Raw genomic sequence first — 12,344 nt, forward strand, 5'->3', positions numbered from 1 at the left:
GATAAGGCGGCGCACACGCCCGGCTACGTGGGGGGTTCAGTGCCCGGGCGGGCCGCGGGCGGGGGTTGGGGGGGGGGGCGGGGGGGGGCGCCCGGTCGTCGGCCGCCCCCAGGGGTCTAGCGCGCTTTACTTCTTGACGTAGAGCTTGCAGAGCGCGACGCAGGTGTTGCCGGCGTCGTACACGACGTTGCCGACCTTCGACCCGTGCATCCAGTTGCGGATGGAGTGGTAGTCCGGGACCACCGGCGCCAGCTCCATGATCTGGCGGTCGATGGCGCCCCAGGCCTTGTTGGCGGCGGCGACGTCGGTGATCTTGGCGGCCGCGTCGATCGCCTTGTTCACGCTCGGGTCGTTCAGCTGCGCGTAGTTGCTGCGGCCGTCACCGATGTTCTTGCCGCTCCAGCACGGGTAGAAGACGGAGTAGCCGTTCGGCCAGTCCGGGCTCCAGCCGGCCGCGAACAGGTCGAAGTCGTTGTCGACCTTGCCGATCTGCGTGTAGAAGGTCGTCTTGTCGACCTGCTTGTTGACGACCTGGAAGCCGGCCGCCTCCAGCGCGTTCTTGATCGCGACGGCCTGCTTCACTGCGTTGTCCGAAGCCTGGTAGGCGATGACCAGCTTCTGGCCGACCTTGCCGGCCTCCTTCAGCAGGGCCTTGGCCTTCGCCGGGTCGCCGCCGGGCTTCGTCTTCACGCCGTACAGGTCGAAGTCCTCGTAGCCAGGGGTGACCGTGCTGAGGATGGTGCTGGCCAGCTCGCTGGTCGACTTGCCGCCGCGGATGGTCTGGAGCTGCAGGTGCGGCCACGCCCAGTTGATGGCCTGGCGGACCTTGACGTCCTTGATGCGAGTCGTGTTGATCGGCCAGTAGTAGGTGACCGTGTCGACCTGGGTGAGGACACGCTTCTTCAGCGTGGCATTGGTCATGACCTGCGCGATGCGCTCGGGCGCGACCTCGTTGAAGATCGACATCGTGTACTGGTCGTTGCCCTTGTCCGCGATGTAGCGGTCGGTGGAGGCGACGAGTTCGAAGCCGAACTGGAAGACGTACTTGTCCGGGTAGGCGTTGCGGATCGCGTCCGTCTTCGGGTCCCAGTGCTCGTTGCGCACGTAGGTCAGCGACTTGCCGATGTCACGGCTGCCGATCTTGTACGGGCCGAGGGCGTACGGCCGCTTGTCGTACTTCTCCTTGGTGTCGTGCTTCTTGTTGACGAGACCGTAGCCCGGCATGCCGAGCGTGTAGTTGAAGTCGGTGCGCGCCTCGGTGAGGTGGAACGTGATGGTCCTGCCCGAGATGTCGATCGAGGCGAGCTTCTTGCCGTCGTAGGGGCCCTTGTACTTGTCGCCGCCGACCAGCCACTGCTGGACGTAGCGCGGGCCCTCGGTCACGAAGGAGGCGAAGAGGCGCTCGAAGGTGTGACGGACGTCGTCCATGGAGAGGTCGGAGCCGTCCTCCCACTTGATGCCGTCCTTGATCGTGAACGACCAGGTCTTGCCGCCGTTCTTCATGGTGCCGGCGTCCGTGGCCACGTCGCCGACGAGGGTCGCGCCGCCCTTGTCATCGATCTTGTAGCCCGTCAGACCGCGCAGGATCGGACGGGTGATGGCGCCCTCGGTCGAGACGTAGATCTGGGCCGGGTCCATGTGGTCCATGTCGAACTGGTCGAGCGAGTAGATCGTCCCGCCCTTGACCGCACCGGTGACCTCGGGGGCCGGGCCCGTCGAGTCGGCCTTGGTGCCGACCGGGATGTTCATGGTCTTGGCCTTGCCGACCGACGGGACGTTCTTGTCGGTGCCGCCCTTGTCACCGCCGCCGCAGGCACTCAGCACAGTCGTGGAGGCTGCGGCCACACCGGTGGCGATCAGGAAGTTTCTGCGAGAAAAGGACATGCTGAGCCTGCCTATGGGGGTCATTTCGGACGGTCGGAACCAGCCGGACATCTTCGAACCGGGCCGGTTGGTACTGGGTTGCTACCGCTTCGACTTCGGGTCGAGCGCGTCCCGTACGGAGTCGCCGAGCAGGTTGAATGCGACGACGAAGATCACCATCGAGATGCCCGGGAAGAGCATGAAGGTGAGGTCCTGGGAGTAGAACTGAGCGCCTCGCGCGATCATCACACCCCAGTCCGGGGTCGGGTCGATGATGCCTACACCGAGGAAGGACAGGCCGGCCTCGGTGGTCACGAGAGTCGGGAGGAGCAGCGTGGACTGAATGATGATCGGCGTCCACAGGTTCGGCAACAGCTCCTTGAACACGATGCGCATCGGAGACGCGCCCGTGACCTTGGCCGCCTCGACGAACTCGCGTTCGCGCAGGCCGAGCACCTGACCGCGCAGCAGGCGTGCGATGGAGGCCCAGCCGAACGTGGACAGCACCACGATCAGGGCGGTGGCCCGCAGCGATGTCGGGATGTTCTCGTCGGGGGCGACGAAGAGGCCGTAGACGACCGGCATGAACGCGATGAAGAAGAGCGTCGACGGGAACGACAGCAGGATGTCGATGACCCGGCCGACCAGGTAGTCCGTCTTGCCGCCCAGGTAGCCGGCCGTGATGCCGACCACGACACCGACGACGACGGTGAGGATCGTGGCGGCCAGGGCGAGGCCGAGCGACGTCCGGATCCCATAGAGCAGGAACGTGAAGACGTCCCGGCCCAGCTGGGGCTCGATGCCGAACCAGAAGTCCGAGCTCATGCCGCCGTTCGGCCCTGCGGGGTACGAGAAACCGTCGAGCAGGGTCGGGTCCTGGCTGGCGTAGGTGGTGTACGGGTCCTTGCCGTACAGCTTCGCTATCAGTGGCGCCGCTATCGCGATCACGAAGAAGAAGATCACGACGTAGGCGGATATAACGCCCGTCCGGTCACGCTTGAAGCGCTTCCAGGCCAGTCGGCCCGGAGAGCGGTTCTCGGTGCCCTTCGAGCCGGCCGGTTCGGTCGACTTCGCGGTCGTCCCGTCGGTCACCTCAAGCGGGGCAGCCGCAGATGGAGTTGGGGGGGTCATGGTGCTCCTGGCCCAAGGGAGGGTCTGAGTGACTCCGCAGGGCACTCCCCTACGGGCTACGCCGGACTTTTTCAACGCAATTCATTCAAGGTCAATAAATTCTCGGTCGCCTTGGTTGTCTATTTACCTTCTTTACTCGTACTTGACCGTTCCGTAGCTACGCGGGTAGCACGCTGTAATCAATCCGTGCTTCTCCTCGGACTAACCGGACTATTCGGGCAACGAGTTCGATATGCGGACGCCTGTGTGTCGAAATGCGTACAACGGCGGGTCGCAATCCAACGTTTCGGCATCGTTACGCGTAGATCCATTGCGCCTCCCAGGCAAGATCGTCTAGCCGCTGCCTGCATCCGGATGACCTGTCCCCCTAAAGGCCCCTTCGTGAGTGGCGCACACATGCGATATGCGCAAGTTGCGTTGATATTGGCCGGTAATGGATCAGCGCTCACGGAGGAGGCACGCCATGCGTGGAGCCGGGCACGCCAGATGGGCCGCCGGTGCGATGGTGACGGCGCTCGCCGCGACGGCGTGCGGCGGTGGGGGCGGGAGCGGAAGCGGGACCACCGGCGCGGTGCTCAGTTCCTCCTGGGGTGACCCGCAGAACCCGCTGGAGCCGGCGAACACCAACGAGGTGCAGGGCGGCAAGGTCCTCGACATGATCTTCCGCGGTCTGAAGCGGTACGACCCGAAGACCGGCGCGGCCCAGAACATGCTCGCGGAGAAGATCGACACCCCGGACTCGCAGAACTTCACCATCACGGTCAAGGACGGCTGGACCTTCAGCAACGGCGAGAAGGTCACGGCCAAGTCCTTCGTCGACGCCTGGAACTACGGCGCGAGCCTGAGGAACAACCAGAAGAACGCGTACTTCTTCGGCTACATCCAGGGCTACGACAAGGTCCACCCGGCCACCGGCTCGCAGAGCGCCGACACGCTCTCCGGCCTGAAGGTCGTGAACGACAGGACCTTCACCGTCAAGCTGAACCAGAAGTTCTCCAGCTTCCCCGACACCCTCGGCTACGTGGCCTTCGCGCCGCTGCCCCAGTCCTTCTTCAGCGACCACGCGGGCTGGCTGCAGAGGCCGGTCGGCAACGGGCCGTACATGATCCAGTCGTATACGAAGGGCGCGCAGATGGCCCTGGGGAAGTGGAACGGCTACCCGGGCCCGGACAAGGCGCAGAACGACGGTGTGACCCTCAAGGTGTACACGGACAGTGACACCGCCTACACGGACCTGCTGGCCGGGAACCTCGACCTCGTCGACGACGTCCCCGCCTCGCAGCTCAAGAACGTCAAGAACGACCTCGGCAACCGGTACATCAACACCCCGGCCGGCATCATCCAGACCCTGGCCTTCCCGTACTACGACAAGGCCTGGGACAAGAGCGGCTCGGAGAAGGTCCGCACGGGCCTGTCCATGGCGATCAACCGGAAGCAGATCACCGACACGATCTTCCAGAAGACACGCACCCCGGCCGGCGACTGGACCTCGCCGGTCCTCGGCGTGGAGGGCGGCTTCAAGGAAGATCTGTGCGGAAGCGCCTGCGACTACGACCCCGCGCAGGCCAAGAAGCTGATCCAGGAGGGAGGCGGGCTCCCCGGCGGCCAGCTCAAGATCACCTACAACGCGGACACCGGCTCGCACCGGACCTGGGTGGACGCGGTGTGCAACTCGATCAACAACGCCCTCGGCAACGACAAGGCCTGCGTCGGCAACCCGGTCGGCACCTTCGCGGACTTCAGGAACCAGATCGGTCAGCACAAGATGAGCGGCCCCTTCCGGGCCGGCTGGCAGATGGACTACCCGCTGATCCAGAACTTCCTGCAGCCGCTCTACTACACGAACGCCTCCTCCAACGACGGCAAGTGGTCCAACAAGCAGTTCGACCAGCTCGTCGACCAGGCCAACGCGGAGACCGACACCGCCAAGGCCGTCCAGACCTTCCAGAAGGCCGAGGAGGTCGTCCGGGACAACATGGCCGCCATCCCCCTCTGGTACCAGAACGGCAGCGCGGGCTACTCGGAGCGGCTGTCCGACGTCGCGCTGAACCCGTTCAGCGTTCCCGTCTACAACGAGATCAAGGTCGGCTGAGCCGCGATGGGACGCTACGTCGTCCGGCGGCTGCTCCAGATGATCCCGGTGTTCGTCGGGGCGACGCTGCTGATCTTCCTGATGGTGAACGTGATGGGCGACCCCATCGCGGGGCTGTGCGGCGAGCGGGCGTGCGACCCGGCGACGGCCGCCCAGCTGAAGAAGGAGTTCGGCCTCGACAAGCCGCTGTGGCAGCAATACCTGACCTACATGGGGAACATCTTCACCGGCGACTTCGGCACGGCCTTCAACGGCCAGCCGGTCACGGAGCTGATGGCGACGGCGTTCCCCGTCACGATCCGGCTGACCGTCGTGGCGATCCTCTTCGAGATCGTCATCGGCATCACTCTGGGCGTGATCACCGGCCTGCACCGCGGCCGCCCCGTGGACACGGGTGTGCTCCTCGCCACCCTGGTGGTGATCTCCGTCCCCACCTTCGTCACCGGCCTGCTGCTCCAGCTCCTCCTCGGTGTGCAGTGGCACTGGATCCAGCCGTCGGTCTCCCAGGACGCCACCCTCGGCGAGCTGATCGTGCCGGGCCTGGTCCTGGCCGCCGTCTCGCTCGCCTACGTCACCCGCCTGACCCGCACCTCCATCGCGGAGAACAAGCGGTCCGACTACGTCCGCACGGCGATCGCCAAGGGCCTGCCCCGGCGCAGGGTCATCACCCGGCACCTGCTGCGCAACTCCCTCATCCCCGTCGTCACCTTCATCGGCACCGACATCGGCGCGCTGATGGGCGGCGCGATCGCCACCGAGCGGATCTTCAACATCCACGGCGTCGGCTACCAGCTCTACCAGGGCATCCTGCGGCACAACACCCAGACGGTCGTCGGCTTCGTGACCGTCCTCGTCCTGGTGTTCCTGGTCGCCAACCTGCTCGTCGACCTGCTCTACGCCGTACTCGACCCGAGGATCCGCTATGCCTGAGCAGCCGTACGAGCCCGGACGCGCCATCGCGGGGACCGGAGCGGGCGGCGCGATGGACCTGGCGACGAGCGAGGCGGAGACGCTCGAGAGGACGCCGGGAGGCCCGCTGGGGACCGGCCCGCAGCACAAGCCCCGCAGCCTGTGGTCCGACGCCTGGCGGGACCTGCGCCGCAACCCCGTCTTCATCGTCTCCGGGCTGGTCATCCTCTTCCTCGTCGTCATCTCCCTGTGGCCCTCGCTGATCGCCTCCGGCAGCCCCCTCCAGTGCGACCTCGCCAAGGCCCAGGAGGGCTCCCAGCCGGGCGCGCCCTTCGGGTACGACGGCCAGGGCTGCAACGTCTACACACGGACCGTCTACGGGGCCCGTACGTCCGTCACGGTCGGCGTCTGCGCCACGCTCGGGGTCGCGCTCCTCGGGTCCGTCCTGGGCGGCCTGGCGGGGTTCTTCGGCGGAGCCTGGGACTCGCTCCTGTCCCGGGTCACCGACATCTTCTTCGCGATCCCCGTGGTCCTCGGCGGACTGGTCCTCCTCTCCGTCGTGACGAGCAATACGGTCTGGCCGGTCGTCGGGTTCATGGTTCTGCTGGGCTGGCCGCAGATCTCCCGGATCGCCCGCGGCTCGGTCATCACCGCCAAGCAGAACGACTACGTCCTGGCGGCCCGCGCCCTGGGCGCCTCACACTCCCGCATCCTGCTGCGGCACATCGCGCCCAACGCCGTCGCCCCGGTGATCGTCGTTGCGACCATCGCGCTCGGCACCTTCATCTCGCTGGAGGCGACCCTGTCGTACCTCGGCGTGGGCCTGAAGCCGCCCAACGTCTCCTGGGGCATCGACATCTCCGCGGCCTCCCCGTACATCCGCAACGCCCCGCACGCGCTGCTGTGGCCCTCCGGCGCCCTGGCCGTCACGGTCCTGGCCTTCATCATGCTCGGCGACGCGGTGCGCGACGCCCTCGACCCGAAGCTGAGGTGAGCCGCCCGTGCTGCTCGAAGTGCGCGACCTGCAGGTGGAGTTCCGGACCCGGGACGGGGTCGCCCGGGCCGTCAACGGCGTCAGCTACGGCGTGGACGCGGGGGAGACCCTCGCGGTGCTCGGCGAGTCGGGCTCCGGGAAGTCGGTCACCGCGCAGGCCGTGATGGGGATCCTGGACATGCCGCCGGGGAAGGTCACGGGCGGCGAGATCCTCTTCCAGGGCAAGGATCTGCTGAAGCTCAAGGAGGAGGAGAGAAGGCGGATCCGCGGCGCCGGGATGGCGATGATCTTCCAGGACGCGCTGTCGTCGCTCAACCCCGTGCTCTCCGTGGGCGAACAGCTCGGCGAGATGTTCGTCGTGCACCGGGGGATGTCGAAGAAGGACGCGCGGGCCAGGGCGGTCGAACTCATGGACCGGGTACGCATCCCGGCCGCGGCGGAGCGGGTGCGCGACTATCCCCACCAGTTCTCCGGCGGCATGCGCCAGCGCATCATGATCGCCATGGCGCTGGCCCTGGAACCGGCGCTCATCATCGCCGACGAGCCCACCACCGCCCTCGACGTCACCGTCCAGGCCCAGGTCATGGACCTGCTCGCGGAGTTGCGGCGCGAGTACGACATGGGGCTCATCCTGATCACGCACGACCTCGGCGTGGTCGCGGACGTGGCCGACCGCATCGCCGTCATGTACGCGGGGCGGATCGTCGAGTCGGCACCGGTCCACGACATCTACAAGGCGCCGGCGCACCCGTACACGCGCGGCCTTCTCGACTCCATCCCGCGCCTGGACCAGAAGGGGCAGGAGCTCTACGCCATCAAGGGCCTGCCGCCGAACCTCATGGACATCCCGCCGGGCTGCGCCTTCCACCCGCGCTGCCCGATGGCCCGGGACGTGTGCCGCACGGACGAGCCCCCGCTGTACGAGCTCTCCGCGGACCGCGGCAGCGCCTGCCACTTCTGGAGGGAGTGCCTGCATGGCTGAGCCGATCCTGGAGGTCAGCGGGCTCGTCAAGCACTACCCGCTCACCCGGGGCATCCTCTTCAAGAAGCAGATCGGCGTGGTGCGGGCGGTGGACGGCGTTGACTTCACGCTCCACCGCGGCGAAACCCTCGGCATCGTGGGCGAGTCGGGCTGCGGCAAGTCGACGGTCGCCAGGATGCTGTGCAACCTGGAGCAGCCGACGGCGGGTTCGATCCGGTTCAAGGGCGAGGACATCACCAGGCTGTCCGGCAAGGCCCTCAAGGCGGTACGGCGCAACATCCAGATGGTCTTCCAGGATCCGTACACCTCCCTCAACCCCCGTATGACGGTGGGCGACATCATCGGGGAGCCGTACCTGATCCACCCCGAGGCGGCGCCGAAGGGCGACCGCCGCCGCCGGGTCCAGGAACTGCTGGACGTGGTGGGCCTGAACCCCGAGCACATCAACCGCTATCCGCACCAGTTCTCCGGCGGCCAGCGCCAGCGCATCGGCATCGCACGGGGACTGGCGCTGCGCCCGGAGGTGATCGTCGCCGACGAGCCGGTCTCGGCGCTGGACGTCTCGGTGCAGGCCCAGGTCGTCAACCTGCTCGACCGGCTGCAGGCCGAGTTCGAGCTCTCGTACGTCTTCATCGCGCACGACCTCTCGATCGTGCGCCACATCTCGGACCGGGTCGGGGTGATGTACCTGGGCCGCATCGTGGAGATCGGCAGGGACGCCGAGATCTACGACCATCCCACGCACCCCTACACCCAGGCTCTTCTCTCCGCGGTCCCGGTCCCCGACCCGGAGGCCAGGGAACACCGCGAGCGCATCATCCTCACGGGTGACGTCCCGTCCCCGACCGACATCCCCTCCGGCTGCCGCTTCCGCACCCGCTGCTGGAAGGCCCGGGAACGCTGCACCACGGAGGTGCCGGCGCTCGCGGTGCCCGAGGAGTTCCGCTTCGCGACCGGCCCCGCCGCGCACGACTCGGCGTGCCACTTCGCGGAGGAGAAGCAGGTGGTGCCCGCGGAGGAGCACGGCAACGGGCCGGGGTGACATGGCGCACCCCGGCCCGTTTACGGCACCCGCACGGCCGTACGCTGTTCAGCGTCGCGCGTCCGTATATCGGTACCGCTTCCGTGAAGTTGCCTGCGTGTTAACGCAGTTCATGCGTATTTGCGCGGTTGTGCCAGCGAACGCTTCAGGAAGTCCACCTGGAGGAGCAGCAGGTTCTCCGCGACCTGCTCCTGCGGAGTCATGTGCGTGACACCGGACAGCGGGAGCACCTCGTGCGGACGGCCGGCGGCCAGCAGGGCGGAGGACAGGCGCAGCGCGTGGGCCACCACCACGTTGTCGTCGGCCAGGCCGTGCACGATCATCAGCGGCCGGTGCGGTTCGGCGGGGGAGGACAGACCGTCGTCCGTGACCAGGGAGCTCCTGGTGTACGACTCCGGGTCCGAGGCCGGGTCGCCGAGGTACCGCTCGGTGTAGTGGGTGTCGTACAGGCGCCAGTCGGTGACCGGGGCACCCGCGATGCCCGCATGGAAGACGTCCGGGCGGCGCAGCACGGCCAGGCCCGCCAGCCAGCCGCCGTAGGACCAGCCGCGGATCGCCACCCGGGACAGGTCGAGCGGGTAGCGCTTCGCGAGGTCCTGGAGCGCCTCGACCTGGTCGTCCAGGGACACCGTGAAGTCGCGGTGCACCGCCTTCTCCCAGGCGGGGGAGCGGCCGGGGGTGCCGCGCCCGTCGGCGACGACCACCGCGAAGCCCTGGTCGGCGAACCACTGCGAGGTCAGGTGCGCGTTGTGCGCGGCGACCACGCGCGGGCCGTGCGGACCACCGTAGGGGTCCAGCAGAACCGGCAGGGGTGTGTCGGAGCGGTAGTCCTGTGGCATAAGCACGGCGCACGGGATTCGACGTGCGCCCCCCTCGGTGAGTGTCACACGCGGGGACATACCGGGATCTTCGGCGTACGACGTGACAGTCGCCGTCGGTTTTCCGTCACGCAGTACCTGTACACGGGCGCCCGGGCGGTCGAGTGTGGCGGAGATCAGTACGGTCACGCCCCCGGCGCGCACCGCCGAGTGCACGCCGGGCTCCTGTGACACACGCTCCACGCCGAGCTCGTTCACCCGGTAGACATGCACCTCACCGGTCCCGGGAGACTCCGCCTCCTCGCCGGCCGACGCCGAGACCAGCACATCGTCGTCCGAGACGTCGAGCACCGCACGGACGTGCAACTGCGCACCGGTCAGCGGGCGTTCGCCCACCGCGAGCACCCGGGCGCCGCCCTCGTCGGCGATCCGCACCAGCCGCCCGGAAGGGCTCCAGCAGGGCACGCCAGGGAAAAGTTCCAGCCATGTTGGATCTTCCTCCGCATGCACCATCCGGGTCGCCCCCGAGTCCGGGTCCACGGCCAGGAACAGCTGGCTGCGCTGGTCCCGCGACTGCACCAGGATCAGCGGGGCCCCCGCGTCTGACCAGTGCACATGCGCCAGATACGGATGGCGTACCCGGTCCCAGACGACCTCCGTGCGTGCACCGTCGAGGCCGATCACGAACAGCCGCACGTCCGCGTTGGCCGTCCCCGCCGCCGGATACGCGACGTGTTGTGGCTCACGCTCCGGGTGGGCCGGATCCGCGATCCACCACCGCCCCACCGGCGTGTCGTCCGCGCGCGCCACGAGCAGCCGGTCCGACTCGGGCGCCCACCAGAAGCCCCTCGAACGCCCCATCTCCTCGGCCGCGATGAACTCGGCCAGGCCGTAGGTGACCCCGCCGGACGCGGCCGAGGGCTCCGGCTCCGCCAGCGCCCGGTCACCCTCGCCCTCCGCGCCCACCACGCGCAGGGCACCCTGGACGACGTACGCCACATGCCGCCCGTCGGGGGAGGGACGCGGGTCGATCACCGGTCCCGGGACCGGGAGTTCGCGTGCCGTGCCGGCCCGCAGCTCCGCCGTGAAAAGCCGCCCTGACAAGGCGAAAGAGGCCAATTCCAGGGTCCTGTCGGTGGCGTAGCCGACGATGCCGGCACCACCCTCACGGCTGCGTTCGCGGCGCGCCCGCTCCTCGGGGGAGAGGTGCTCCGTGGCACCGCCCAGCAGCGCGCGCGGGTCGGCCGCGATGCGCTCCCCGCCGTCCGCCATGTCGAGAACCCACAGGGAGTTGGCCCGGTCCGTACCGGAGTGCGAGCGCAGGAACGCGACACGGGAACCGTCGGGAGCCACGGTGAACGCACGCGGCGCGCCGAGCGTGAACCGCTGGGTGCGGGCGTGCCGTCGGGGGAAGGAGTCAGGCTCGGTCGTCATGCCCCGACCATATTGGCCATGCGCCCCCTTGTGCGGCCATGCGCCGAGCGATGCGCGAGTACGGATAGTTATGATCACTACCGCTGAGTGGGTATGAACCTGCTGGCTTCTGTATGGATTTGCTGTACCGATCTATAACCCCCATAGTCCGAACCCCCCGCGTACCCGGGATCTTTGGAGGTGAGCCGCCGTGGCACTCTCGATTTCGGCGGTGGTGCTGCTGGCGATCATCGTCTTCCTGCTGATCAAGAAGTCGGGGCTGAAGGGCGGCCACGCGGTCGTCTGCATCCTGCTCGGCTTCTACCTCGCCTCCTCGACCGTCGCTCCGACGATCAGCGAGCTGACGACGAACGTCGCGAGCATGATCGGCAGCATCAAGTTCTGACGCGTGGTGGAACCGGGCTCCGGCAGCGGAACGCGACCGGGGCCCGTCCGCGACCGACCTGTTCTGCTCTCTTCGGTGCTTCCCCATCCGTAAGCTTTGCGGATCTGGGACACGAGCTGGGTTGAGGCGGGGGCACGTCCTGACCAACCCGAACGCCGCGTACGTGAGCGCCGGGCAGTTCGGCGAGGTACTGGCCGAGGAGTTCGTCACCCGCACAGGCACACGCGTCCAGGGCGCCACCACCTTCCGCGCGGCCCTCCGCACGAACATGCCGCTCCTGGAGACGCACACGGCCTGCGCATGGCCCAGCTCGATTGCCGAGCAATTGTCAAATCCTGTGGATCTGGTCCGCGCGGCCGGACGTCAGTTGGTTCAGAACCGAGTCCGGTCTCACAGGGTGGTGTTCGCCTGCCGCATGGCGGATGAGCTGCTAACTTCCGCGTCATGGCGAACCAGAGCGACGGCACAGATCTCCGAAGCCGGGTGGCCGATGCCGACAGCAATGTCCTGTTGTTCGGCATCACGCCGCCCCGCCTGAGCAACACTCCCGAGCGGATCCGGGAGATCACCGCAGCCACCCTGGCACGGTTGGAGTCCCTCGATGTCGACGGTCTGGCGCTGTACGACAACGACGTTGTTAGCGACCCGAAAACGGCGCAGCGGCCCTGTGCCGTACAGCCCCCCCTCCAACCAG

Annotated in this window: 9 protein-coding genes and 1 pseudogene; 7 read left to right on the forward strand and 3 right to left on the reverse strand. The window is 67.7% G+C overall.

Annotation, left to right across the window (positions count from 1 at the left end; genetic code table 11):
- Nucleotides 1-126: 126 nt before the first annotated feature.
- Both ACFW2E_RS19175 and ACFW2E_RS19180 read right to left on the reverse strand, forming a co-directional pair.
- Nucleotides 127-1,884 carry an ABC transporter substrate-binding protein gene (locus ACFW2E_RS19175; RefSeq protein WP_384467874.1) on the reverse strand — a complete coding sequence of 586 codons (1,758 nt, stop codon included), beginning with the start codon at nt 1,882-1,884 and terminating at the stop codon, nt 127-129.
- 81 nt (nt 1,885-1,965) lie between these two features.
- Nucleotides 1,966-2,994 carry an ABC transporter permease gene (locus ACFW2E_RS19180; protein WP_384467876.1) on the reverse strand — a complete coding sequence of 343 codons (1,029 nt, stop codon included), beginning with the start codon at nt 2,992-2,994 and terminating at the stop codon, nt 1,966-1,968.
- Between the two features lie 463 nt (nt 2,995-3,457).
- Between ACFW2E_RS19180 and ACFW2E_RS19185 the strand changes: the two genes are divergently transcribed.
- The 5 genes from ACFW2E_RS19185 to ACFW2E_RS19205 are packed head-to-tail and all read left to right on the forward strand — an operon-like array spanning nt 3,458 to nt 9,013.
- A complete protein-coding gene (locus ACFW2E_RS19185) occupies nt 3,458-5,086 on the forward strand; it encodes an ABC transporter substrate-binding protein (protein WP_384467878.1) in 1,629 nt (542 codons plus the stop codon).
- 6 nt (nt 5,087-5,092) lie between these two features.
- On the forward strand, nt 5,093-6,016 hold the full coding sequence (locus ACFW2E_RS19190; protein WP_384467880.1) for an ABC transporter permease: 924 nt from the start codon (nt 5,093-5,095) through the stop codon (nt 6,014-6,016).
- Nucleotides 6,009-6,989, forward strand: coding sequence for an ABC transporter permease (locus tag ACFW2E_RS19195; RefSeq protein ID WP_384467882.1), 981 nt, complete (start codon nt 6,009-6,011; stop codon nt 6,987-6,989). The genes ACFW2E_RS19190 and ACFW2E_RS19195 overlap by 8 nt, the downstream gene beginning before the upstream one ends.
- A gap of 7 nt (nt 6,990-6,996) precedes the next feature.
- Complete coding sequence (locus tag ACFW2E_RS19200) at nt 6,997-7,971, forward strand: ABC transporter ATP-binding protein (protein WP_384467884.1); 975 nt, start codon at nt 6,997-6,999, stop codon at nt 7,969-7,971.
- A complete protein-coding gene (locus ACFW2E_RS19205) occupies nt 7,964-9,013 on the forward strand; it encodes an ABC transporter ATP-binding protein (RefSeq protein ID WP_384467886.1) in 1,050 nt (349 codons plus the stop codon). Before ACFW2E_RS19200 ends, ACFW2E_RS19205 begins: the two co-directional genes overlap by 8 nt.
- A 110-nt stretch (nt 9,014-9,123) precedes the next feature.
- Here the strand turns inward: ACFW2E_RS19205 and ACFW2E_RS19210 are convergent, their stop codons facing one another.
- The gene (locus ACFW2E_RS19210) at nt 9,124-11,265 is read right to left on the reverse strand and encodes a prolyl oligopeptidase family serine peptidase (RefSeq protein WP_384467888.1); all 2,142 of its coding nucleotides are present in this window, start codon (nt 11,263-11,265) and stop codon (nt 9,124-9,126) included.
- 190 nt (nt 11,266-11,455) lie between these two features.
- On the opposite strand from ACFW2E_RS19210, the gene ACFW2E_RS19215 reads away from it, so the two are divergent.
- The gene (locus ACFW2E_RS19215) at nt 11,456-11,650 is read left to right on the forward strand and encodes a hypothetical protein (RefSeq protein WP_030649813.1); all 195 of its coding nucleotides are present in this window, start codon (nt 11,456-11,458) and stop codon (nt 11,648-11,650) included.
- 444 nt (nt 11,651-12,094) lie between these two features.
- Nucleotides 12,095-12,344 (forward strand): annotated as a pseudogene (locus ACFW2E_RS19220) (hypothetical protein); the annotation flags it as partial.

This window comes from Streptomyces sp. NPDC058964 (genome assembly GCF_042741275.1).
Classification (GTDB): Bacteria; Actinomycetota; Actinomycetes; order Streptomycetales; family Streptomycetaceae; genus Streptomyces.